Source organism: Streptomyces sp. NPDC051569 (genome assembly GCF_044454085.1).
GTDB lineage: Bacteria > Actinomycetota > Actinomycetes > Streptomycetales > Streptomycetaceae > Streptomyces.
On record NZ_JBITDJ010000015.1, the window covers coordinates 96567 to 119862 of the forward strand.

20 protein-coding genes are annotated in these 23296 nt (G+C 71.0%); 6 read left to right on the top strand and 14 right to left on the bottom strand.

Annotation, left to right across the window (positions count from 1 at the left end; translation table 11 throughout):
- Window positions 1–28 precede the first annotated feature (28 nt).
- The gene (locus ACIBAE_RS21125) at window positions 29–1186 is read right to left on the bottom strand and encodes an ROK family transcriptional regulator (RefSeq protein ID WP_399287651.1); all 1158 of its coding nucleotides are present in this window, start codon (window positions 1184–1186) and stop codon (window positions 29–31) included.
- A gap of 128 nt (window positions 1187–1314) precedes the next feature.
- Here ACIBAE_RS21125 and ACIBAE_RS21130 point away from each other — a divergent pair, with 128 nt between their 5' ends.
- Window positions 1315–1755: a nitroreductase family deazaflavin-dependent oxidoreductase gene (locus ACIBAE_RS21130; RefSeq protein ID WP_399287654.1), complete on the top strand. Its 441-nt coding sequence runs from the start codon at window positions 1315–1317 to the stop codon at window positions 1753–1755.
- A 208-nt stretch (window positions 1756–1963) separates the two neighbouring features.
- Here ACIBAE_RS21130 and mug read toward each other — a convergent pair whose 3' ends face one another.
- From mug to ACIBAE_RS21160, 6 genes are all read right to left on the bottom strand, one after another.
- Window positions 1964–2527 (bottom strand): G/U mismatch-specific DNA glycosylase, encoded by a 564-nt coding sequence (mug, locus tag ACIBAE_RS21135; RefSeq protein WP_399287656.1) that lies wholly within the window; start codon window positions 2525–2527, stop codon window positions 1964–1966.
- Window positions 2528–2552: 25 nt separating this feature from the next.
- Window positions 2553–3995 (bottom strand): adenylosuccinate lyase, encoded by a 1443-nt coding sequence (gene purB, locus ACIBAE_RS21140; protein WP_399287659.1) that lies wholly within the window; start codon window positions 3993–3995, stop codon window positions 2553–2555.
- 58 nt (window positions 3996–4053) lie between these two features.
- Window positions 4054–4890 (bottom strand): SGNH/GDSL hydrolase family protein, encoded by an 837-nt coding sequence (locus ACIBAE_RS21145; protein WP_399287662.1) that lies wholly within the window; start codon window positions 4888–4890, stop codon window positions 4054–4056.
- Window positions 4891–4926: 36 nt separating this feature from the next.
- Window positions 4927–5940 carry a hemolysin family protein gene (locus ACIBAE_RS21150; protein ID WP_399287846.1) on the bottom strand — a complete coding sequence of 338 codons (1014 nt, stop codon included), beginning with the start codon at window positions 5938–5940 and terminating at the stop codon, window positions 4927–4929.
- Window positions 5940–7394, bottom strand: a complete 1455-nt coding sequence (locus ACIBAE_RS21155) for a hemolysin family protein (RefSeq protein ID WP_399287664.1) — start codon at window positions 7392–7394, stop codon at window positions 5940–5942. The genes ACIBAE_RS21150 and ACIBAE_RS21155 overlap by 1 nt, the downstream gene beginning before the upstream one ends.
- Before the next feature lie 243 nt (window positions 7395–7637).
- Window positions 7638–10280, bottom strand: coding sequence for a hypothetical protein (locus tag ACIBAE_RS21160; protein ID WP_399287667.1), 2643 nt, complete (start codon window positions 10278–10280; stop codon window positions 7638–7640).
- A 281-nt stretch (window positions 10281–10561) separates the two neighbouring features.
- On the opposite strand from ACIBAE_RS21160, the gene ACIBAE_RS21165 reads away from it, so the two are divergent.
- From ACIBAE_RS21165 to ACIBAE_RS21175, 3 genes are all read left to right on the top strand, one after another.
- Window positions 10562–11659, top strand: a complete 1098-nt coding sequence (locus ACIBAE_RS21165; protein ID WP_399287670.1) for a protein kinase family protein — start codon at window positions 10562–10564, stop codon at window positions 11657–11659.
- 265 nt (window positions 11660–11924) lie between these two features.
- Window positions 11925–12095, top strand: coding sequence for a hypothetical protein (locus ACIBAE_RS21170; RefSeq protein WP_399287673.1), 171 nt, complete (start codon window positions 11925–11927; stop codon window positions 12093–12095).
- A complete protein-coding gene (locus tag ACIBAE_RS21175) occupies window positions 12061–12630 on the top strand; it encodes a YrhB domain-containing protein (RefSeq protein WP_399287676.1) in 570 nt (189 codons plus the stop codon). The genes ACIBAE_RS21170 and ACIBAE_RS21175 overlap by 35 nt, the downstream gene beginning before the upstream one ends.
- A 264-nt stretch (window positions 12631–12894) precedes the next feature.
- Here ACIBAE_RS21175 and ACIBAE_RS21180 read toward each other — a convergent pair whose 3' ends face one another.
- Entirely contained in the window at window positions 12895–14175 is a 1281-nt protein-coding gene (locus ACIBAE_RS21180) for an MFS transporter (protein ID WP_399287679.1), read from the bottom strand.
- Window positions 14176–14309: 134 nt separating this feature from the next.
- Between ACIBAE_RS21180 and ACIBAE_RS21185 the strand changes: the two genes are divergently transcribed.
- Window positions 14310–15245, top strand: a complete 936-nt coding sequence (locus tag ACIBAE_RS21185) for a LysR family transcriptional regulator (protein WP_399287682.1) — start codon at window positions 14310–14312, stop codon at window positions 15243–15245.
- A 371-nt stretch (window positions 15246–15616) separates the two neighbouring features.
- On the opposite strand, the gene ACIBAE_RS21190 is transcribed toward ACIBAE_RS21185, so the two are convergent.
- The 6 genes from ACIBAE_RS21190 to bioB form a co-directional block, all read right to left on the bottom strand.
- A complete protein-coding gene (locus tag ACIBAE_RS21190; RefSeq protein WP_399287685.1) occupies window positions 15617–16249 on the bottom strand; it encodes a hypothetical protein in 633 nt (210 codons plus the stop codon).
- 595 nt (window positions 16250–16844) lie between these two features.
- Window positions 16845–18257, bottom strand: a complete 1413-nt coding sequence (locus ACIBAE_RS21195) for a putative T7SS-secreted protein (protein ID WP_399287688.1) — start codon at window positions 18255–18257, stop codon at window positions 16845–16847.
- A complete protein-coding gene (locus ACIBAE_RS21200) occupies window positions 18254–18610 on the bottom strand; it encodes a hypothetical protein (RefSeq protein WP_399287691.1) in 357 nt (118 codons plus the stop codon). The genes ACIBAE_RS21195 and ACIBAE_RS21200 overlap by 4 nt, the downstream gene beginning before the upstream one ends.
- Before the next feature lie 54 nt (window positions 18611–18664).
- Complete coding sequence (gene bioD, locus ACIBAE_RS21205; protein ID WP_399287694.1) at window positions 18665–19414, bottom strand: dethiobiotin synthase; 750 nt, start codon at window positions 19412–19414, stop codon at window positions 18665–18667.
- A gap of 1 nt (window position 19415) precedes the next feature.
- A complete protein-coding gene (locus ACIBAE_RS21210; RefSeq protein ID WP_399287697.1) occupies window positions 19416–20714 on the bottom strand; it encodes an adenosylmethionine--8-amino-7-oxononanoate transaminase in 1299 nt (432 codons plus the stop codon).
- The gene (gene bioB, locus ACIBAE_RS21215; protein ID WP_399287700.1) at window positions 20707–21927 is read right to left on the bottom strand and encodes a biotin synthase BioB; all 1221 of its coding nucleotides are present in this window, start codon (window positions 21925–21927) and stop codon (window positions 20707–20709) included. Before bioB ends, ACIBAE_RS21210 begins: the two co-directional genes overlap by 8 nt.
- Before the next feature lie 144 nt (window positions 21928–22071).
- On the opposite strand from bioB, the gene ACIBAE_RS21220 reads away from it, so the two are divergent.
- The gene (locus ACIBAE_RS21220) at window positions 22072–23274 is read left to right on the top strand and encodes an 8-amino-7-oxononanoate synthase (protein ID WP_399287703.1); all 1203 of its coding nucleotides are present in this window, start codon (window positions 22072–22074) and stop codon (window positions 23272–23274) included.
- Window positions 23275–23296 lie beyond the last annotated feature (22 nt).

A 23296-nucleotide genomic window follows, 5' to 3' on the forward strand; every position in this document is an offset into this window, starting at 1 on the left:
CACGCTCCGCGGGGCAACGGCCCGTCGCTCAGCGGCGGGCCGTCACCGTTCCCTCCACCGCGAAGAGCTGCTCCTCGACATGGTCGAGAGCCAGCCGCAGCGCGCCCGTGGCCACCGCCGCCTCACCCAGCAGGGAGAGAGTCACCCGAGGCGGCCGGAGGCAGTAGCGCGAGAGCTCGTCGCGCAGCGGATCCAGTACACCGTCCAGCCCGGCCGCCCAGCCGCCGATCACCACCAGCTCCGGGTCCAGCGCCAGCACCAGCGCCGCCACATCGTGCACCAGCCGCTGGATGAAACGCTCCACAGCCTCCTGCGCCCGCACCTCGCCCTGCCGGGCCAGGGTGAAGACCTTGGCCACCGCGTGCTCGTCGAGCGGGTGCAGCGGTTCGTCCGTCGTCGACAGCAGCTTCTCCGGGGTCACCTCACGGCCGAGCAGATGCAGCGCGCCGATCTCGCCGGCCGCGCCGCCGAAGCCCCGGTGCAGCCGCCCGCCGATCAGGGCGCCCGCCCCGGGGCTCAGCCCGGCCAGGACGAAGACGATGTCGTCCGAATCGGTGGCCGCGCCCTTCCACTGCTCGGCGACGGCCGCCGCGTTGGCGTCGTTCTCCACCAGTACCGGGCAGCGGAACGAGCGCCGCAGCCGCTCGCCGAGCGCCAGCCCCGTCCACTCGGGCAGCGCGGTGCCGAGCCGTACGGTCCCGTCGGCCTCCACGATGCCCGGGCTGCCGACCCCGACGGCCCGCAGGGAACTGCGCGCCACGCCGGTGCGCCGCAGGAGGTCGGCGACGACGAGCCTGACCCGCTCCAGGCGTTCGTCCGCGTCGGCGCTCTCCGAGACCTCGCGCGAACCGGCGCCGATGATCCGGCCGTCCAGACCGGACAGCAGCGCGGCGATCCGGTGCGGCCCGATCTCGATGCCCAGCAGATGCCCGGCCTCGGCACGGAAGCGGAACCGCCGCGCGGGGCGGCCCTGTTTACGGGCCTCACCCTCCTCGGGAGCCGACTCGACGACCAGGCCCGCCTCCATGAGCCCTTCCACCACGCCCTCGACGGTCGGCCGGGACAGGCCCGTGACCCGGGTCAGATCGGTGAGGGTGAGGGAGCCGGCGCCCCGCAGGGAGTGCAGTACCACAGCGGAGTTGATCCGCCGCAGCAGCGAAGGGTCTCCGCCGGTCAGCCGCCCCACGGTAAGTCCTCCCAGCTCGTGCGCGTGTCTGGCGGATGCTACTCGTTGGTCGCCGGGGCGGCGAGCGCCGGGCGGACCGGACGTAGGGTGAGAGCCCGGCAATCACCGTACGAGTGGGAGGAGCCGCGATGGCACCGAGCGATGAGGTCCTGGTCAGTCCGGCGGGCTGGGTCGCCGAACAGGCCAGGACGTACGAGGAGTCCGACGGTGCCCGTGGCACCACCCTGCAGGGCGCGCCGTGCCTGCTGCTCGACTACCGCGGACGGCGGACCGGGCAGCTGCGCCGTACCGTACTGATCTACGGGCGCGACGGCGACGACTACCTGATCGTGGCGTCCAAGGGCGGCGCCGACACGCCTCCCCTCTGGTACCTCAATCTGGAGGCGGACCCCGATGTACGGCTCCGCGTCGGCCCCGAGCGCTTCTCGGCGCGCGCGGAGACCGTCTCGTCGCAGGAGAAGGCCCGGTTGTGGCCGGGACTGGTCGCGGTGTTCGCCCCGTACGAGGAGTATCAGAAGAGGAGGAAGCGGGATATCCCGGTCATCCGGCTGCGCAGGACGTCCGACTGAGCGCGGCGAACAACCGCCTGATGGCCGGCCACCTGTCGGCATCCGGGGGTTCGCCGGCTCCACGGCCACCGCACGGCACCTCGCCACGATCGAGCTGACGCGTGCCGGGCCTTCCCGGCGGGGCCCGGACCGTCCGATTGCGGGACGTGCGGCCCTCCGGCTCGGCCCGGCGGTGCCGGGGACGGGCCCGCCGCAACACCCGCTCCGGTCACGGAACCCGGTGCTGCTCCGAGGCCGTCCGCAGCCGGCCGAACTCCTCCGCCATCGTCGCCGCCGTCCAGTGCGCGTTGAGACCGCTCGGGTTGGGCAGGGCCCAGATCCGGGTGCCCCCGATCGTCCGTTCCTGCGGACCGATGCGTGCCTTCCTGTCGCCGAAAGCCGTGCGGTACGCGGTGACACCGACCACCGCCAGCCAGCGCGGGCGCAGCCGCTCCACCTTCGCGGTGAGGATACGGCCGCCCTCGCGGTACTCCTCGTCGGTCAGCTCATCGGCCCGGGCCGTCGCCCGCGCCGCCACATTCGTGATGCCCAGGCCGTACGTCAGCAGCTCGTCCTGCTCGGCCGGGATCAGCAGTCGCGGCGTGAAACCGGAGAGGTGCAGCACCGGCCAGAAGCGGTTGCCGGGGCGCGCGAAGTGGTGCCCCGTCGCCGCCGACATCAGCCCCGGGTTGATCCCGCAGAACAGCACCCGCAGACCGTCCGCGACCACGTCGGGAAGGACGCGGTCGCGGGCGGCTTCGAGTTCCTCGGGGGTCGGACGCCGCCGGCTCATCCGGGAGTGATCCGCCGGGAGCCGGTCAGAGGATCGATCCGGGCGTGTACGCCGCGGCCGCGGGGTGCTGCTTCAGGATCTCCTCGATCCGCCCGGTCACCGTGGCGATCTGGTCCTCGGCGGCGCCGGTGAAGGAGAGCTTGTCGGCCATCAGCGCGTCCAGCGCGGCCCGGTCGAGCGGCATCCGCTCGTCGGCGGCCAGCCGGTCGAGCAGCTCGTTGCGCTCGGCACCCTGCTCACGCATGGCGAGCGCCGACGCCACCGCGTGCTCCTTGATGACCTCGTGCGCGGCCTCGCGGCCGACCCCGGCCCGTACCGCGCCCATCAGTACCTTGGTCGTCGCCAGGAACGGCAGGTAGCGGTCCAGCTCACGCGCCACGACCGCCGGGAACGCGCCGAACTCGTCGAGGACGGTCAGGAAGGTCTCCAGCAGTCCGTCGAACGCGAAGAACGCGTCGGGCAGCGCCACCCGGCGGACCACCGAGCAGGAGACATCGCCTTCGTTCCACTGGTCGCCCGCCAGCTCGCCGGTCATCGACGCGTAGCCGCGCAGGATCACCATGAGGCCGTTGACGCGCTCGCAGGAACGGGTGTTCATCTTGTGCGGCATGGCGGAGGAGCCGACCTGGCCGGGCTTGAAGCCCTCGGTCACCAGCTCGTGCCCGGCCATCAGCCGGATCGTCTTCGCGACCGAGGACGGCGCCGCCGCCAGCTGCACCAGCGCGGTCACCACGTCGTAGTCGAGCGAGCGCGGGTACACCTGGCCGACCGAGGTGAAGCCCTGCGCGAAGCCGAGGTGGCCCGCGATGCGCGTCTCCAGCTCCGCCAGCTTCGCGGTGTCCCCGCCGAGCAGGTCGAGCATGTCCTGTGCGGTACCGACCGGGCCCTTGATCCCGCGCAGCGGGTAGCGGCCCAGCAGATCCTCCAGCCGGCCGTACGCCACCAGCAGCTCGTCGGCGGCCGTCGCGAACCGCTTGCCGAGAGTGGTGGCCTGCGCGGCGACATTGTGCGAGCGGCCGGCCATGACCAGCTCCCCGTACTCACCGGCGAGCTTCCCGAGACGGGCGAGCACCGCGACCGTACGGTCCCGCGTCAGTTCGAGCGAGAGGCGGATCTGCAGCTGCTCGACGTTCTCCGTCAGGTCGCGGGAGGTCATGCCCTTGTGCACCTGCTCATGGCCGGCGAGGGCGTTGAACTCCTCGATCCGCGCCTTCACGTCGTGCCGGGTGACCTTCTCGCGCTCGGCGATCGACGCCAGATCGACCTGGTCGAGGACCCGCTCGTAGTCGGCCAGCGCGGTCTCGGGCACCTCGATCCCGAGGTCCCGCTGCGCACGAAGCACGGCCAGCCACAGCCGGCGCTCCAGCTTGACCTTCTGCTCGGGGGACCACAGCACGGCCAGCTCCGCCGAGGCGTAGCGGCCGGCAAGGACATTGGGGATGCGAGGCTTCGCAGACACGGCAGTCACGTGAGCTGATTCTACTGGCGGTTTGTGCAGGTCGGCGCCGCGGGCTCTTTGTGGCTTGCTACGAGAGGGCGCGCCGGGCCGGGCCGGCGTCCGGACCCGCGTCCTGACCCGCGGTCCCGGGTCCCGGTGGCTCGTACGGCAGCAGCTCGGGCCGCTTGGGGAGCCGCCCGTCGCCCGTGGAGCGCCCGGTGAGACGGCGCATCACCCATGGCGCCAGATGCTGCCGCGCGAACCGCAGATCGCCCGATCGCCGGGTCAGCCAGCGGGCGGGCACCGCCGAGGGCAGCTCCGCGCGCCAGTCGTCCCGCGCCGCGAGTCCCAGCGTCTGCCAGACGGCCTCGGCGACCCGCCGGTGCCCCTCCGCGGTCAGATGCAGCCGGTCCACGTCCCACATCCGCTGATCGCCGAGGACCGGCGCCGCGTAGAGGTCGACGACCAGGGCGCCGTGCCGCTCCGCGAGCTCGTCGACGAAGCTGAACAGCTCCTCCATGCGCGGCCGGACGCGCTCCATCACCGGACCGTCGCGGCCGGGGCTGCGCATCAGCACCAGTTGCCGGCAGGACGGCGCCAGCCGCTCCACGGCCTCTTCGAGCAGCCCGCGCACCCGGCCCATGTCGCACTTCGGCCGCAGCGTGTCGTTGAGTCCGCCGACCAGCGTCACCACGTCCGGTGTCATGGCGGCGGCGACCGGCACCTGCTCCTCGACGATCTGGCCGATGAGCTTGCCGCGTACGGCGAGATTCGCGTACCGGAAACCGGGCGAACGGGCGGCGAACCGGGCCGCGAGCAGGTCCGCCCAGCCACGGTACGAGCCGTCCGGCAGGAGGTCGGACATGCCCTCGGTGAAGGAGTCACCGACCGCGACGAAACTGGTGTAGCTGGCATTCATCTCCATGGCGGGAGCGATCGTACCGCGCGGCACGAGCGCGCCTCAGGCGTGCCGGCCCACCAGCTCGCGCAGGACGTCCTCCATCGTGACCAGCCCTTCGAGCTTGCCGTCCTCGTCCATCACCGCCGCCAGATGGGTACGGCTCCGGCGCATCGCGGTCAGGACGTCGTCCATCGGGGTCTGCGCCCGGACCCGCGCGATCGCGCGCATCGCCGGGACCGGGAACGGCTCGTCGCGGGGCGTCGCGTCCAGCGCGTCCTTCACATGGAGATAGCCCAGGATCCGCCGCGACGTGTCCACCACCGGGAAGCGGGAGAAGCCGGACTCCGCGGCGAGCCCCTCCAGCGCCTCGGGCGTGACCCCGAGCCGCGCGGAGACCACCCGCTCCAGCGGCATCACCACATCGCTCACCGGACGGTGCCCCAGCTCCAGCGCGTCGTGCAGCCGCTCGGCGGCGCGGTCGTCGAGCAGCCCGGCGTGGCCCGCGTCCGTGACCAGACGGGCCAGCTCGTCGTCGGAGAAGGTGGCGGCCACCTCGTTCCTGGTCTCCACCCTCATCAGTTTCAGCAGGCCGTTGGCGAAGGCGTTCACCGTGAAGATCACCGGACGCAGCGCCCGCGCCAGCCCCACCAGCGGCGGGCCGAGCAGCAGCGCCGCCTTGGCGGGACCGGCCAGCGAGATGTTCTTCGGCACCATCTCGCCGAGCAGCATGTGCAGATACGTCGCCAGGATCAGTGAGATCACGAACGAGATCGGATGCACCAGCCCGTGGGCCACTCCCACCGCGTCGAACAAGGGCTCCAGCAGATGCGTGATGGCGGGCTCGGCGACGATACCCAGCACCAGCGTGCACAGGGTGATGCCCAGCTGCGCCGCCGCGAGCAGCGCCGACACATGCTCCAGGCCCCAGATGACGCTGCGCGCCCGCCGGTTCCCGGCCTCGGCCTCCGGTTCGATCTGGCTGCGCCGTACGGAGATCAGCGCGAACTCGGCCGCCACGAAGAAGGCGTTGACGACGAGCGTCAGCAGGCCGACGACCAACTGGATCGCGGTGATCATCCGGCCTCCCCGGTGCGGCTCTCCCCGGGGGGATCGGTGTGGTCGGGGTGACGGGTGCGGCGGGTGCGGCGGGTGATGCGGCCGCGGCGGCCGTGGCCGGTGTCGTCGGTGTTGTCGGTGTCGCTGTGATTCCCGTCGCCCGCCGACGGGAGAGGCGCCCGCAGCAGCAGGCGGCCCGCGCGCCGTCGCGTCGCGTCCACGACCTCGACGCGCCAGCCTGCCAGCTCGAACCGGTCGCCCTCCACCGGGATACGCCCCAGCTTCGCCGCGACGAGTCCGGCGAGCGTCTCGTACGGCCCCCCGGGCATCCGCAGTCCGATGCTCCTCAGCTGGTCGGCGCGGGCCGCGCCGTCCGCCGACCAGAGGGCCCTGCCCTCCGCGTCCTCGCCGACCGGCGCCAGGCCGGACGTCTCGTGCGGATCGTGCTCGTCACGTACCTCGCCGACGACTTCCTCCACGATGTCCTCCAGCGTGACCACCCCCGCCGTCCCGCCGTACTCGTCGATGACGACGGCCATCGTGGTGCCGCCCGACAGCCGGTCGAGCAGCCGGTCCACCGTCAGCGACTCCGGCACCAGCAGCGGATCGCGCAGCAGCCGGGCCACCGGGTGCTGCGCCCGGCGCCCGGCCGGAACCGCCAGCACGTCCTTGATGTGCGCGATACCGACGACCGTGTCGAGGTTGCCCCGGTAGACGGGGAAGCGTGACAGGCCGGTGGCGCGGGTGGCATTGGCGACGTCCTCGGCCGTGGTGCACACATCGAGGGCCATGACCCGCACGCGGGGCGTCATCACGTTCTCCGCGCTCAGCGCGGCCAGACTCAGCGTCCGCACGAACAGTTCGGCGGTGTCCGCCTCCAGAGCGCCCTCCCGCGCGGAGTGCCGGGCCAGGGCGGCCAGCTCCTGCGGGCCGCGCGCGGAGGCCAGCTCCTCGGTCGGCTCCAGGCCGAATCCGCGCACGATGCGGTTCGCCATGTTGTTGAGATGGCTGATGAACGGGCGGAAGGCCGTCGTGAAGTACCGCTGCGGGGTGGCCACGACCTTGACGACGGCCAGCGGCGACGAGATCGCCCAGTTCTTCGGGACGAGCTCGCCGACGACCATCAGGACGATGGTCGACAGTGCCGTACCGATGACGAGGGCCACCGAGGCGGACACGGAGCGGGACAGTCCCACGGCCTCGACCGGGCCCCGGATCAGCTTGCCGATGGACGGTTCCGCGAGCATCCCGACGACCAGATTGGTCACGGTGATGCCGAGCTGGGCGCCGGAGAGCTGGAAGGTGAGACTTCGTACGGCCTTCAGCGCCCCGGCGGCGCCGCGCTCACCGCGTTCGACCGCCCGTTCGAGATCGCCGCGCTCGACGGTGGTGAGGGAGAATTCCGCCGCGACGAAGGCCCCGCAGATGAGCGAGAGCACCACCGCCACGACGAGCAGCAGTACCTCGGTCATCGGTCCACCTCCGCCCCGCGCTCCGTCGTCCTGTACCCGGTCGTCTCATGATCTGTCAGCGGGCGGCGGACCGCGCGATCTCGGCCGCCGCCCCCGGCGGCGCCCGGCGCCGGTGCGGCGCGCGCTCGGTACGGTCCACCCCCGGACGGACCGGAACGCCGGAATGCCGGACGGACCGGGACGACGGAACGCCGCGCCCGGCGGATCGGCTCCGGGCGCGGCGTTCCGGCGTTCAGTGCGTGGTCAGGACCGGGCGGGGCGTACGCGCAGGGACAGGTCCCCGGTCTCCTGGGCCCGGCGTTTCCCGGTGTCGGCCACCAGAACGGTGATCGACTCCGGGGCCAGCTCCAGTCCCGCGGCCACCTGCGCCACGGTCGTCGAGCCCTCGGTCACTTCCGGGTTCTCCAGCCCGTACCTGGACGTACGGAGCACACCGCCGTGGCCACCCGTGGCCGTCAGACCGGCGACCGAGGCCGCCGCGCCCCGTGCGTCGTCGGTGTTGATGAGCATCACCGCGGTCCTGCCGGGCCAGAACGACTGGAACGCGAGGACGGTGGGGGAGTGGGAGGGGAGCACCGCGATCCGCGCCCCCGGCTCGGTGAGCAACGACGTCAGTACGTAGCCCCAGTACGCGGGCATGGGGGTGTTCGGCGCGGGTTCCTTGAGCCCGGTCTCGTCGACCGTCGTCCCCCGCGGGTGCGAGGCCTTGAGCGGCGGCGTGAAGGTGATCCCGGTGCTCACCGCCGCTTCACCCGCGGCGTGCTGCCGCGAGAGCGGGGCGGAGAGCGAGATACCGGTGCCCTCGGTGGTGACGGTGGTCCCGTTCGCGTGGTTCCGGGAGAGCGGAGCCGTCAGCCGCAGCCCCGACCCCGCGTCGCGGGCGGCGACCCCTGCGGCGTGCGCCTGCTTGAGCGGCCGGTCGAGCGTGATGCCCGTACCGAGATCCCTGGCCGTCTCCCCGTCCGCGTGATCGTGTCGCAGCGGGGCGGTCAGTTTCACGACGGCGCCGTCCGGACCGGCGGCTCCGACCGACGCGACGAAGGCACGCTCCGCGCTGTCGCCGGCACCGATCTGCAGGGCATGGCCGGGCGTCAGGTTCGTCGCGACGGCGAGCCGGACGGCCGTATCACCGCGCCGGGCGGCCGCGGCGGTCGTGGCGGCGGTCGCGGCGGCCGTACCCGCCGCCGTGATGATCCCGTATTCCACCTGCTCGCCGTCGCCCACCGTCATCAGGTCGCCGACGTAGTGCGCGATCCCCGTGTTGCTGTTGGCGATCACGGCCACGTACACGGTCCTGTCGCCGGGGGTGACCGGAGCGACCGTCGTCGTGCCGAGGCTGGACGAGGTGCCCACCTCGTCGATCACGGCGGTCTCGGCCGCGCTGCCGCTCCCGATCACGACGCGTCCGCCGGGGGTGAGCGAGATCGGCATGAAGACCTGGATGCTCTGGCCGCCCATGCCCTCGCCGACGATCCTGAGGGTGCGGTCGCCCCTGCTCGCGGGGGCGGCGAGCGATGTCGTCCCGGCGCCCGTCCCCACGGCGGTGACGGTGTGTCGTTCCGCGGACGTTCCCTCGCCGACGGTGATCTCGGTGCCCGGTGCGAACGGCACCACACTGTCCACCTTGAGGACCCTGGAGCGCGCCCCGGCGGAGGCGGCCAGCCGGGTGCTGCCGCCGATAGCCGTGATCTTGCGCGATTCCAGGTCGGCTCCGGCGCCGATGGTGAAGCGGTGCCCGTAGTAGAAGCCGGTCGTGTCGGCCACGTCGATATGCGTGGCGCCGGACCGCGCGGGCGTCGCGAGCGTCGTCGTGCTCGGCCCGGGGGTTCCCGTGCCGTCCGAGAGGAAGCCGAAGTCACCGTTCATGTTGTCGGTGTTGTGGACCTGCCACCAGAGGAAGGAGTGTGCCCCGTGCGCCAGGAAGGTGAGGGCGGTGGCGGCCGCGTACAGGGCGGCCACCGGGTGGGCGTTGTAGACGACCTCCGACTGCGAGATGTTCGACTCGCTGACGAAGACGGGGGCCTTCGATCCCGCCCGGTCGATGACTCCCTGGATGTACTTCATGGCCCCCGGGATGCGGCCCACCGTCTCGAAGATCTGGGCGTTCGTGAGGACCGGGATGCCGAAGACCGGGTACCAGTGGAAGTCGATCCAGTCGACCTGGTCCCTGTTCTTGGTCAGTACCGTGCGGTTCCACAGGTCGGGGTCGGCCACCCAGGTGCCGGTGCCGCCCGCGACGGCCCGGTCGATCGTCATGGGGAAGCCGACCCGGGCGGAGGGATCGGCCGCGTGCACGGCCTTGAAGTAGTCGCGGGCGTACGTGGCGTACGAGCCCGGCGTGTGCGGATCGGGGTGCTCGTCCCTCTCCCAGGGGCCGTATCCCTCGTTGCCGAGGACCCACAGGGCCGTGGAGCTGTCCCATCCGGGCCGTGTCACCGCGTCGGCGACCCAGGCACCGGCGGCCTCCGGGCCCTGCGCGAGCCGGCCGTAGTTGAGGGTGACGAGCGGCGCCGCCCCCGCGTCGCCGGCGATCTGCAGGTACATGGGCCAGGTGATCGGCCCGCCGGTTCGCCAGTCGAAACCGTCGGCGCCACTGCCGCCCGGATAGCGGATGAGTCCGATAGCCGCTTCGCGCAGGAGCTGGGGAATCTCGGGGTCGGCGAACCGTCTGTCGCCCGAGGTCGTGTTGACACCCAGTGATTGCGCGGTCGTCAGCGCGGCCGCGTCATGCCCTCCGCGCGTCGCGGACTTCGTCGTGGCCACCGCCGCGGTGCCGGGTATCGCGCCGACGATCCCGGCGGCCCCCACCGCCCCGCCCAGGATGACGAACCCCCGGCGGCTGAGTGCGTCGGAGTGCGTTGTGGGCGATTGCTCTTCCCGATTCACGTTTCTCCTATCGGCACGGAGGCGAAGCACCATGGCGGGCGCACTGTGGGGGAGCACACGGTCGCTTCGCTCGCATCTGACAACGTTGTCTAGACGGTTCGATATGCTCCTCCGCTCCTGCGTGGAATGTCAATGCAGCTGCCAAGTAATACTGTTGACGGGCCGACGGGCCGACGGGCCGACGGGTGGGCGATAGTGCCGAGACCGGCGATGTTCGCGCGACGGGGCAGAGCTTGCCGGGAACGGCACTGGCGGTCTGCCGAGGAGAGGTTGGTGCCCTGGTGGAGCTAGCCGGCGAGAGCTTCGACGCGTCGCGTAGCGCGCGGTTGGCTGCCTACAGTGCCGTCTCCACATCGCTGGCGCTGTGCAGTGATCGCGAACTGCGCGACCTTGTGGATACGGCTGCGCCGGTGGGTTCTGGCATCGGCGGGACCACAGCGTTGCTGGAGGTCGGCGGGACACCGGTCTTCGTCAAGCGGCTGCCGCTGACCGATCTGGAAAGGCAGCCGGAGCACGTCCGGTCCACGGCGAATCTCTTCGGGCTACCTGTCTTCTGCCATCCCGGCCTCGGGGTCCCCGCAGGCCCGGGATGGGGGGCCTGGCGTGAGTTGGCCGTGCACACCATGACGACGAACTGGGTGCTCGCACAGGACCATGAGGGCTTTCCATTGATGTACCACTGGCGGGTGCTGCCGCACCCCGGGCAGGCGCTGCCCGAGGAACTGGCCGACGTGGAGAAAGCTGTCGCCTACTGGGGAGGCGGACCACAGGTGCGCCGGCGGATCGAGGCGCAGCGGGACTCCTCGGCGAGCGTCGCGCTGTTCCTGGAGTACATCCCGCAGAACCTGCACGACTGGCTGAACGTTCAGGTCAAAGCCGACGATGAGACGGCTGAGCAGGCATGCACCATGGTGGCGAAGGAACTTGAGGCCGGAACCTCTTTCATGAACGCCCGCGGGCTCCTGCATTTCGATGGCCACTTCCAGAACATCCTCACCGACGGCAAGCGTCTGTTCTTCACGGACTACGGCCTCGCGATCTCCTCCCGGTTCGACCTCTCGAAGGAGGAGGCCGACTTCTTCGCCGAGCACCGGACCTACGACCGCTGCTACACCGTCACCCACCTGGTGCAGTGGCTCGTCACCGCCCTGTACGGGTACGAGCGGGACGAGCGCAGCGCGTTCGTGCGCGCCTGCGCCCGAGGGGAACCTCCGACGGGAATTCCGTCGCGGGTCGCGGCGATCCTCACCCGCCACGCCCCGATCGCCGCGGTGATGACGGACTACTACCGCGAGTTCCGTTTTGAGAGCAGGCAGACCCCGTATCCCCTGGAGGCGATCCGCCGGGTCGGCGGGCCGGACAGCTTGTTCATCGTCTGATGGACCCGGGCGGCCAACAGTCGGGCTGGACGCGGGAGGCTCCGGGTGCCCTGATCCGCTTCTGCTGAACGGCCTGCCTGTCTTGCCCGTAGCCACCGCACGCCCGATGGCCCCAGCGCCGCCGAACGGCGCCGGCTGAGGAAAGCGGCCTACGGCCACAGGACTCCGCACCAGGACCGCCTGCGGGCGCAGATTGTGCCGCAGGCTGCCCGGGGGTGGGGGCAACGCAGCGATCGCCCGCGAAACGGGAGCGCACCTGGACACCGTGCGCACGTGGCGGGTCCGCTTCGCCGACGGCGGCCTAGCTGCCCCGGCCGACCGCAGGCACTGCGGAACGCAGCGCCTCCCGGCGAGGGGAAACCCGCTGTTCTCCGCGCGGGTTCGTGAGAGATGCTGCACAGGTGATCGAGCGAGAGGCCGCTGTCCGGATCGTTGAGGAAGAGCTGGAGCGCGACTATCAGAGGGAGCTGTCGGCGGGCTTGGACCCGATGCGCATGGCTGTGGCGCACGTAGAAGAGCACGAACTGGTGTGGATCGTCGCGTGGACGTCCGAGGAGTACCTACGCACCCGGAACCGGGACTTCATGCTGGCCGGCAACGGGCCGTATCTGGTTGACCGCGTCGACGGAGGTCTGCACCAGATCGGTGTCGTATCCGCCGTGACCGACGGGTGGCAGGCTGACTACAGAACCCGCATCCGAGGTCAGTCTGTATGGACCGCGGTGGATGATCTCCACGATGAGGTGCGTGCGGTGATGGCCGTCCGCGGTCGGATTCATGCCATGCACATCCTGCGGCGGAAGCTGCCGTCGCTATCTCATGCCGAGGTCATCGAGTACGTGACCGGGTTGAGGGACGGTGTTGCTCCGGACCACCTCGTGAGGGTCGCCACGAAGGCGTTGGTGCCGCCTGTCGATCCGGTGTCGGCTGTGAAAACCATACGTACCTCTCGGGTCCGTCGAGGACGCTGATCTTGGCGTCAGCCCTGCCTGAGGGTGGCGATGCGGTGGAACCAGTCCGTTTGGCGTACCGGTCCAGCGGGTGGCGTTGCTGATGCCGGGCCTGGTGAAATCGGGCCCACAGGCCCAAGGTGATCCTCGGCGAGCCGTAGGTATCGCCCGACTCACGGAAGAAGTGTGTGATCCCTTCCTCCAGCCGCATTCAACCCGCGCACCATGCACCGGCACAGTGCGCCGAACTGGATGAGCGACGGTCGTGACAGCCGTGACGGCCTGTCAGGTGTGGCTCGGTGCCGGCTCCGGCTCCGAGAGACGCGCTGCCGCGCGGCGGGGGAGCAGCAGCGGGGTCGCCAGCAGAAGTACGCCGGCCAGGCCGATGGCCGTACGCGGGTCGAGCAAGCTGCCCAGCACCCCCCAGAGTGCCGTCAGGAGCGCGGTCGTGGCCTTGGTCGTCACCGCCCAGGCGGACAGCGTGCGGGTGACCCGGTCGGTCGCGGTGCGCTTCAGGCGGTAGGTGGCGTAGACGGGGTTGAAGACCCCGCAGCAGAAGATGAGCCCGAGCTCGACGCCCATCACCAGCAGCAGCCCTCCGGTGCCCGCCCCCAGGAAGGCCAGGCCGACGGGCCAGATCGCGCGCAGAGCCCCGGCCACCACCAGGATCTGGTGCTGCCCGAACCGGGTGACGAGCGGTCCTGCCAGCCGTGAACCGAGCAGTCCACCGATCGAGGGCGCGGCGAAGGCGAGGCCGTACTGCCACGGTGTGAACCCGAGCCGGCCGAGCATCAGGACGGCCAGCAGCGGCTGGGTGGCCATCACCAGGCCGTTGAACAGGGCGGTGTTGAAGAGCAGCGGACGCAGCGTCGCGTCGGCGAGGATGTACCGCCAGCCGTCGAGCAGGTCCCCGGCCCGCATGCGTGCGGCCTCCCGGCGCTCGGGCCGCGGCTCGTGCCCGCCCGTCGCGCGGACGCCCAGGGCCGAGAGCAGGTAGCTGAACGCGTCGGCCACCACTGTCGCCACCGGACCGAGGAGCCCGATCGCGGCGCCGCCCAGGGGCGGTCCGATGATCGTGGTCGTCCAGGCCGTGGACTCGAACCGGGCGTTGGCGATGAGCAGATCCTCGGCCGGCAGCAGCGTTTTCAGGTACGCGCCGCTGGCGGCGCGGAAGGTGATGTCGGCCGCCGCGACGACGACCGAGACCAGCAGGAGCTGAAGGAAGGTGAGCACGCCGAGCGCGAACGCGGCGGGGATCGTCAGCAGCGCCGCGAACCGCACCAGGTCCATCGCGATCAGCACCGGCCGTTTCCGGCGGAACTCCACCCACGGGCCGAGCGGCACCGCCACGGCCGCGCCCACCGCGGCCCCCACGGAGGAGAGCGTGGCGACCTCGGCCGGTCCGGCGTGCAGCACGCGAACGGCGATCAGCGGGAACGCGCCGAAGGCGAGCCACGTGCCGAGCGCGCTGGTCCCGTACGCTCCCCAGAGCCACCCGAACCGCCGCCCCAGCCGCCGCCCCAGCCGATGTCCGAGCAGATGTCCCAGCCGGTGCCCGCTCCTCATGCCCGCCGCCCCTCGCCACTCACCCGCACAACCGATCCGCGATCGGAAGCATCAAAGCGAGCACCAGGCCCCGGGATCAAACAACCACAGGACCACCTGGCTACAACCAACGGTTGTACCCATAAAGTGTCGACATGGACCTCGACACCGTCCGGACCTTCGTCGCCGTCGTTGACGCGGGCCAGTTCCAGGAGGCCGCCGCCGAGCTGGCGGTCACCCAGCAGGCCGTCTCCAAGCGCGTCGCCGCGCTGGAGCGCGGCCTCGGCGTGCGGCTGTTCACCCGTACCGCGCGCGGCGCCGAGCTCACCATTGACGGGCAGGCGTTCCTGCCCCACGCGCGCGAGCTGCTACGCGTCGCCGAGCGCGCGGTCGCGTCCGTGCACACCGGCCGCCGTCCGCTGCGCGTCGACGTGATCGCCTCGCGCAGCGCGCAGTCGGGCCTGATGCGCGGCTTCCACCGCGTACACCCCGAGATCGACCTCGACGTGGTGATGCTGTTCGACATCGAGACGGCCGTTGCCGCCATCCGGTCCGGCGCGATCGACGCGTCCTTCCGCGCCGTCGCCGCGCCCGGCCGGCCCCTTCCCACGGACATCGAGTCCGTCCGGGTGCTCGACGAGCCGCTCCAGCTCCTCACCGGCCCCGCCCACGCGCTGGCGGGCGCCCGGTCGGTGCCCCTCGCTCTGCTGGCCGGGCACCGGATCTGGATGCCCGGCATCGTCCCCGGTACCGAGTGGGCCGCCTACTACGACGACCTCGTCGCGGAGTTCGGCCTCACCATCGAGGCGACCGGCCCCAACTTCGGCTCCGACGCGCTCCTCGACACCATCGCCGACACCCCGGCCCTCGCCACCTTCATGGGCGAGCAGACCCGCCTCGTCTGGCCCGCCGGCCACGGTCTGCGCCGTATCCCGGTGACCGACCCGACGCCCGTCTACCCGCACTCGCTCCTCTGGCATCGCGACAACCCCCACCCGGCGCTGGCCACCCTCCGCGCCCACCTCGCCGCCACCGGGACCGGCCACGACGCCGCCGGGACCTGGACGCCGGGCTGGGTGACTCCGCGCTGAACGCCGCCGCGTCTTCGACGTCGTGGCCGGATCGACGGACGGTGAATCGGGGGCTGGCAAGGCCATCGACGCGCTCCCGCGCTCCCTCGCCGTGCGCCGCATCTGCCTTGACGGTGATCAAGGCAGATGGAGCCGGTCGGGCCTGTGGCTGGGGGCCGCTTCGGTTGCCGGTCAACGCGGAGCCGCTCCCACGTCGCGTCCTGCCCGCGCATCGCGGTACTGATCCAGTGGTAGGTGGCGCGACTGGTCTTGGTGGCGGTCTGGTTGTTCATCAGCAGGTGGAGGTTCGCGGTGTTCGGCCACCGGTCTCGACCCTGAGGAATCACCATCGAACGGAGCGATCTCACCGCTCCGGTGATCCCCGGAGGATGTCACCCGAAATCCGCTCGTACCTGGTCCGCGATGGAAGAAAGCGCTCCTGACGGGTGCTCCGGTGACTGGTGCGAGTCTTCCGCGCTCACCGTCAACGTCTGGGCGATGTGGGAAAGAATCGCCACGTAATCCGGAACTTCGGGCAGGGAAGGCGTGGTCAGACTCAGAACCAGAAGCTGGGACATGAGGGGCAGGGGAACGTAAAGGTCCGCCCGGATCATGGAGATGCCCATGTTCTCCCGCTGGTCCGACGAGGCGTCAGCGTTCGGATCGACAGGCTTCCATTCCAATCCGGTGAGGCAGAGAACGGCCGGTCCGCAGGGGACATCCACCCGTACGACGTCGCGATGTGGATTACCGGAGAGAAGTTCATGGATCCCGGCGGCCGAGACGACGGCATCCTGCTCCGCGAGCGGATCCACGCGCGCCAGTAGTGAGGCCGTGGTGATCCGGTCGTCCTCAGTGGAAGCGAGACAGAAGCCGCTGTAGAACGCGCCGCTCTCCGCGGCGTCTCCGGCCGCCTCCGAGTACCAGGAAAGGACGGTATCGCGCTGAAAATCCGTTCCCTCCGGCCAGACCGCGTAGGCAATGCTTCGCAGGTGAGCGGCACGCTCCTCCGGTGCGAGATGCACTCCCAGCGAGTGAAACGAGTCGGGGGAAGTCGACCGTGAGCTGCCAGGGCGAGAGGGAGCTGGTGGTCGGCTCAGACATGACCGGAGCCCGTCTGGGGGCGTATCACGAGAGTCATTCCCTTGGCCGGTCCGCTCCGTGCATACGGTGCGTACAGGCCGTGGCGGGCCGCGATGGAGAGGACCTGTTCCGTTGTCAGGCACCGGTACTCCCGTACAGAGACGTACGCGCCGTGGGAGTAGGGGTCATCGCCGTCTGTCGGCACCATTGTCGGGTTGTATCGGATCCGGGTCCGGATGCTGACAGTTGTGGACCGAAGCTCCCGGGCGAGCCGGCCGAGCTCGTCCGCGAGGTGGCGTTCCCAGCGTTCCGGGCTTCGGCTCCACTCGAGCGCGAAACGCCGGGGAGAAACGAATCGGGCTGCCGAACGACCGAATCGTACTCCGTTCATCGCATCCGAGAAAAGGAGAACAATATTCCAGCCGAGCCCGAGAGTGAATTCTACTGGAATGACCAGCCACTGCCCGATGAACCAGCAGAGCAGCGCTGTTCGAGAACGGGGTGGTGTCACTTCGGGGGAAGGTTTGTCCGTCATGGTCATTCGCTTCCCGTTGCTTTGTCGTATATCGCGTGAACCGTCCCTGGAACAGATCCGGCAAGCTGTGGTCCCTTGGACCACCACGACATCGGATCGAGTGAACCGTCCGCCCGGACGGCGGATTTCAGGGACTCCATATGCCGAAGCGGGCTGTGAGTTCCCGTGAGAAGGTCGCTGATGCGCTTCTCCTTGAACGACGAACCGAGGTTGTCCGCCAGATGGGACTCCCAGGCGAGCTTGGTCCGGTTGCCGAATCCTCCGGCGGATTCGAAGAGACGACCGCCGCCGTTCGCCGCGTGCAGTGCGATGTCCTCGCCATGTGCGACGGCGGAGGGGAGCCTGTTCAAGCGGCCGATTTTCTGTACATCGTCGACCCTTGTCACGACGGCTTCCCCGATCGTCGTTGTACCGATGGCCACTTTTGAGGACCCTTTGATGAGGGTTGTTCCGAACTTACCGAAGGGAATTACCCCGAGTCCGTCCATGGCGAGATCGGTCGCGCTGACATTCGCGCCGCCCAGCTTGGCCGCCCCATGAGCGCCGAGCGCTCCGAGGGACAAGGCGCCGGCGCCAAGAGCGAGCGCGCCGGACAGGGGTGGACACCAGAGCGTGAGCAGTGACAAGGCGCCGAGCACGGCGGATCCGATGCTGAGCCAGTCCCCGACGGTTTTGAGGGTGTCGGCGTGCTTGGTGCACCAGTTCTGGATGTCGTGACCGAGCTTCGTGAAGGTGTCGGCCAGCCCTTCCCAAAAGCCCGGATCCGGAGCCTTTTCGTTGGCTTTCTCAAGTCGCGACGCGATGTCCCTGGCGTCCGACTGATGCGTCTCCAGCAGCTCCTTCGCTCTCTTGAGGATCGCCTCCAACTCGTCCCGGGCGTTGTCCAGGTCCGCCGTGGCCTGGTCCAGTTGGCCGGCCGCCTGGTTGAGGCGACCGCTCGCCGCGTCGATGCGGGCCTGAGCGCTGTCGAGTTGGGCCTGATTGGCGAAGAGCTGTCCGGCCAGCCGCAGATCGGGGTCCGCCGCTGCCTGGTTGTACGCGGACGTGGCCCTGTCGTGGGCGGCGGCGCGCGCGGTCTCCTCGCCCTTCGCTCGCTTCGCTTCGGCCTCGTACTGGATGCCCCGCCGCTGGTACTCGGCGAGTTTCGCGTGCCAGGTGCCGAGCTGCGTCGCCGCCGAGCGCAGGGCTTGGTGACTGTCACTCACATACTTCGGGAGATCGCCGACCTTTCGGGCGAAGGCGTTGGCCGCCTCACCCTCCCATGTCTTCCCCCCGTGCCCGATCTGGATCAGTGTGGTGTGGGCGCGCTCAAGGCCGGTGGCGGCTTTTGTCAATTTGGCCGTGAGATCGTCGACGCTCTCCAGACGTCCGGGGGCCGGGTCGAAGCCGAGCGTGGGGTACGACTCCTGGCTCACCGAGCGCCCGCCCCGGACGAGGATGCCCGCGGGCTGGGGGACGGAGCGGGCTGTGCGGCCTCACCCTGGTGGAAAGCGTCCCGGATGGCCTCCTCGGTCGCTTCGTAGGCGCGCTTCGTCGCCCGGAGCTTGTCCTCGATCCGGTCCACCCCGTCCGCGATCTTCCCGATGGCGTTGTCCCAGCTGTCGTGGAACTCGTCGCAGGCGTTGTCGAGTTCTTCGGCGCCCGTACTCTTCGGGCCGATGTCCTTCATGGACCGAAGAGCCGACCGCATATCGGTCTGACCGCTGTGCAGCTGCTTCAGCAGGTGGTCGAGGCCCCCAACCTCGACCTGGAAGTATCCGCCGCTCACATTGCCTCCCGATTGGATCAACCACTTTTTCTGGCCGTTTAGTTGGGGAAGATGTCAGGACAGGGGCGTAGCCGGATCCGTGTGCTCACCCGGGCCGAAACGCGTCGCGAAGGCGGCCGCGTCCCACCGGCCGTCCAGCCGGGGCGCCAGCCAATGCGCCGCCCGTGCACGGAAGTCCGGCGGCGCCAGCGCTCCCGCGCCCTGCGGTACGGCTCCGAGCAGCGGCGCCCCCGCCACGTCCGGCAGATCCGCCAGATTGCAGCGGGCCGCCAGGTCGGGTGCGGCAGGCCAGCTGCCGACCACGACACCGAGCGGCTCCAGCTCGCGGGCGCGCAGCGCCTCGGCGGTGAGCGCGGTCGCGTTGAGCGTGCCCAGCCCGGCCGGCGCCACCACGAGAACCGGAGCGCGCAGCAGCCGGGCGGCGTCCGCGAGGGTGGCGCCCGTCCCGTCGAACCGTACGAGCAGACCGCCCGCGCCCTCGATCAGCACCAGATCGTGCTCGGCGGCCAGCTTCTCGGCGGCCTCGGCCACCTCGTCCGGCCGTACCGGCGCGGCCCCGGCCCGGCGCGCGGCGGTCGCGGGGGCCAACGGGTCCGGGAAACGGGCCAGTTCGACCGCGGTGACCTTCCCGGCCAGCCGGGCCACCTCGGCCGCGTCGCCCGGCTCGCCAGGGCCGAGGCCGGTCTGCGCGGGCTTGAGTACCGCGACCGTGCGTCCGCGCGCGAGTGCCACCGCGGCGAGCGCCGCCGTGACGATCGTCTTGCCGATCTCCGTCCCGGTCCCCGTCACGATCACTACCGGCATGTCAGCCCTCCCGTGCCGCCGCGCCCACCGCGCGGCAGATCTTGGCGATGTCCTCGTCGTCCGTGACGTACGGCGGCATCGTGTACACCAGATCGCGGAACGGCCGCAGCCAGACGCCCTCGCGGACCGCCGCCCGGGTCGCGGCGGCCATGTCCACCTCGTGGTCGAGCTGGACGACCCCGATGGCGCCGAGTACCCGTACGTCCCGGACGCCCGGCACGCTCGCGGCTTCGGCGAGCCCGTCGCGCAGCCCTGTCCCGATCCGCTTGACCTCGCTCTCCCAGTCCTGGCCGAGCAGCAGGTCGATCGAGGCGTTGGCGACGGCCGCCGCGAGCGGATTGCCCATGAACGTCGGCCCGTGCGCCAGTACGGGCACCTCGCCGCGCGAGATGCCCTCGGCCACCCGCGACGTGCACAGCGTCGCCGCCATCGTGAGATAGCCGCCGGTCAGCGCCTTGCCCAGACACATCACATCGGGTGAGACGTCCGCCTGCCCGGCTGCGAAGAGCGTGCCCGTACGGCCGAAACCGGTGGCGATCTCGTCGAGGATCAGCAGCACGCCGTACGCGTCGCAGGCCTCGCGCAGGACGCGCAGATACGCGGGGGAGTGGAAGCGCATTCCGCCCGCGCCCTGCACCACCGGCTCGACGATGACGGCGGCCAGTTCATCCGCGTGGCGGGCGATCAACGCGCGCAGCCCGTCCGCGTACGTCTCCTCGTACTCGTCCGGTGGCGCGTCCGCGAAGATCTGGCGCGGCAGCACCCCGGACCACAGGTCGTGCATGCCGCCGTCGGGGTCGCACACCGACATCGGCTGCCAGGTGTCACCGTGGTAGCCGCCCCGCCAGGTCAGCAGCCGCTGCTTCGCGGGACGGCCCACCGAACGCCAGTACTGGAGGCACATCTTCACGGCGACCTCGACCGAGACCGAGCCCGAGTCGGCGAGGAAGACATGCCGCAGCGGCTCCGGGGTGATGTCGACCAGTCTGGCCGCGAGCCGGACGGCGGGCTCATGGGTGAGCCCGCCGAACATCACATGGCTCATACGGTCCAGCTGGCCGCGCGCCGCCTCGTTGAGCACGGGGTGGTTGTAGCCGTGGATCGCCGACCACCAGGACGACATGCCGTCGACCAACTCGTCATGCCCCTGGGCGGGTTCGGCGAGCCGCAGCCGTACCCCGGACGCGGACTCCACGATCAGCGGCTCCGTACGGCCCGGCATGGGACCGTACGGATGCCAGACGTGGTCGCGGTCCAGGGCCAGCAGTTCGGCCGGGGCGGGATTGCGCGGCTCAGGCATTGGGCGCGAGATCCGTACCGGCGCCACGGCGGCGTACGGTCACCAGATCCGTACGGGCCGACTGCTCCGTACGGGCCGCCGGGACCTCGTCAGGGACCGGTGCGCTGTCGTGCCCACCGCACGCCGCGTCCTCGAACCCTCCGCACGGGGCGTTCTCGTGCCCTCCGCAGGAGGCGCTCTCGCCGCACGGGCCGCAGCCGCCGCCCTCCCCACGGTGAGCGGGCAGCGTCGTCGTGTCCGCGCCCTCCACCTCGAAGCCGGCGTCCGCGATCATCTCCAGGTCGGCCCTGCCCTCCTGGCCCTCGCTGGTCAGATAGTCGCCGAGGAAGATCGAGTTGACCAGGTGCAGCGCGAGCGGCTGCATGGTGCGCAGATGCACCTCGCGCCCGCCCGCGAGCCTGACCTCCACGTCCGGGCAGACGAACCGCGTCATCGCGAGAATGCGCAGGCAGCGCTGAGGAGTGAGGTTCCACTCCTTGGCCAGCGGCGTGCCCTCGAACGGGATCAGGAAGTTGACCGGCACCGAGTCCGGGTCCAGCTCGCGCAGCGAGAAGACCACGTCGACCAGGTCCGCGTCGCTCTCCCCCATCCCGGCGATCAGCCCGGAACAGGCGGACAGGCCCGCCCCCTGGGCCTGACGCACCGTCTCCACCCGGTCGGCGTAGGTATGCGTGGTGGTGATGTCCCCGTAGGTCCCCTCGGACGTATTGAGGTTGTGGTTGTACGCGTCGGCGCCGGCTGCCCGCAGCCGCTCCGCCTGTCCGTCCGAGAGCAGTCCGAGGCAGGCACACACCTCGACACCCTCGTTCTGTTCCTTGATCGCCTCGATGGTCCCCGCGACCCGGTCGACGTCCCGGTCCGTCGGCCCGCGCCCGCTCGCGACCAGACAGACCCGCTTCGCGCCGCCGGCCACCCCCGCGGCCGCCGCCTTCGACGCCTCGTCGGGCTTCAGCCAGGTGTACTTGAGGATCTCCGCCGTCGAACCGAGCCGCTGCGAGCAGTACGAGCAGTCCTCCGGACACAGACCGGACTTGAGGTTGACCAGATAGTTGAGCTTCACCCGCCGGCCGAACCACTGGCGGCGTACCTTCCCGGCCGCGGCCACCACGTCGAGCAGCTCGTCGTCGGAGGTCGCCAGCACGGCGAGCGCTTCTTCGCGGGTCGGCAGCTCGCGCCGCAGGCCCTTCTCCACCAGCGTCTTCAGCAGATCCATGGTGCCGATCCTGGCTTACCCGGTACCCCGGGGCAAAGGAGGAAAGCGACAACACCGTCTGATCGAGATGTGTGCATGGCCACACCGCGACCCGGTCCGGCCGCGGTTAAAGTCTGTGCGCCGCCTACACGAAGGACCGCATCCATGGAGCAGGACCGGCAGGACCGGCACGATCAGCTGGGCCCCCTCCACCGGACCGGAGATCCGTTCGCGTGGACCGACGACGAGGCGCGCCACCGCGAGCGGTCGGGCCTCGTCCGTACGCTCCGGCCGCGCCCGGCCGACGCGGGCCCGCTGGACCTGGCGAGCAACGACTACCTCGGGCTGGCCCGCCATCCGGCGGTCACCGGCGCCGCGGCGGACGCCGCCCGCCGCTGGGGCGCGGGCGCGACAGGCTCGCGGCTGGTGACCGGCAGCACCGCGCTGCACGCCGAACTGGAGCGGGAGCTGGCGGACTTCTGCGGCTTCGAGGCCGCGCTCGTGTTCTCCTCCGGATACGCGGCCAACCTCGCCGCCCTGACCGCGCTCACGGCCCGGGGCTCGCTGATCGTGTCCGACGCGGGCAACCACGCCTCGATCGTGGACGGTTGCCGGCTCGCCCGCGCCGACACCGTGGTCGTACCGCACGCGGAGCCCGACGGCGTACGCAAGACACTCGACGCGCACAGCGGGCGGCGGGCGCTCGTGGTGAGCGACGCGGTGTTCTCGGTGGACGGGGACGCGGCGCCGCTGCGCGAGCTGGCCGGGATCTGCCGTACGCGCGGCGCGGCGCTGCTCGTCGACGACGCGCACGGACTGGGCGTGCTCGGAGCGGGCGGCCGTGGCACGCTCGACGCGGCGGGCATCGCGGGCACGGCCGGAGTGGTCGCCACCCTGACGCTCTCCAAGTCCCTGGGGAGCCAGGGCGGTGCGGTCCTCGGACCGGCCCGGGTCATCGACCATCTGGTGAACGCCGCCCGTACGTTCATCTTCGACACCGGACTGGCCCCGGCGGCGGTGGGCGCGGCGCTGGAGAGTCTGCGCCTGCTGCGCCGGGAACCTGCCCGCGCGCAGCGTGCCCGCGCGGTCGCCCGGGCCCTGCACGGGGGGCTGACGGCGGCGGGGCTGACCGCCGTGCGGCCGGACGCCGCCGTGGTCTCCGTGCGGGCGCCGTCTCCGGAGACGGCCGTGGCCTGGGCGGCCGACTGCCGCGCCGGGGGTGTGGCGGTGGGCTGTTTCCGCCCGCCGTCGGTGCCGGACGGGATCTCCCGGATCCGGCTCACGGCCCGGGCCGACCTGACGGATCGCCAGGTCGCTTCGGCGGTAAGGACCATCGCGGCGGCCGCACCGGCGGACGCGTTCGGCTGAGTCCCGGCGGAGTGCTTCCCGG

Bases quoted from the DNA above. Each gene is read 5' to 3' on its own strand.
- ACIBAE_RS21180 (WP_399287679.1), bottom strand. From the start codon at position 14,175: ATGAGGAGCGGGCACCGGCTGGGACATCTGCTCGGACATCGGCTGGGG.
- bioB (WP_399287700.1), bottom strand. From the start codon at position 21,927: ATGGATCTGCTGAAGACGCTGGTGGAGAAGGGCCTGCGGCGCGAGCTG.
- ACIBAE_RS21130 (WP_399287654.1), top strand. From the start codon at position 1,315: ATGGCACCGAGCGATGAGGTCCTGGTCAGTCCGGCGGGCTGGGTCGCC.
- bioD (WP_399287694.1), bottom strand. From the start codon at position 19,414: ATGCCGGTAGTGATCGTGACGGGGACCGGGACGGAGATCGGCAAGACG.
- ACIBAE_RS21155 (WP_399287664.1), bottom strand. From the start codon at position 7,394: ATGACCGAGGTACTGCTGCTCGTCGTGGCGGTGGTGCTCTCGCTCATC.
- ACIBAE_RS21185 (WP_399287682.1), top strand. From the start codon at position 14,310: ATGGACCTCGACACCGTCCGGACCTTCGTCGCCGTCGTTGACGCGGGC.
- ACIBAE_RS21210 (WP_399287697.1), bottom strand. From the start codon at position 20,714: ATGCCTGAGCCGCGCAATCCCGCCCCGGCCGAACTGCTGGCCCTGGAC.
- mug (WP_399287656.1), bottom strand. From the start codon at position 2,527: ATGAGCCGGCGGCGTCCGACCCCCGAGGAACTCGAAGCCGCCCGCGAC.
- ACIBAE_RS21220 (WP_399287703.1), top strand. From the start codon at position 22,072: ATGGAGCAGGACCGGCAGGACCGGCACGATCAGCTGGGCCCCCTCCAC.
- ACIBAE_RS21145 (WP_399287662.1), bottom strand. From the start codon at position 4,890: ATGGAGATGAATGCCAGCTACACCAGTTTCGTCGCGGTCGGTGACTCC.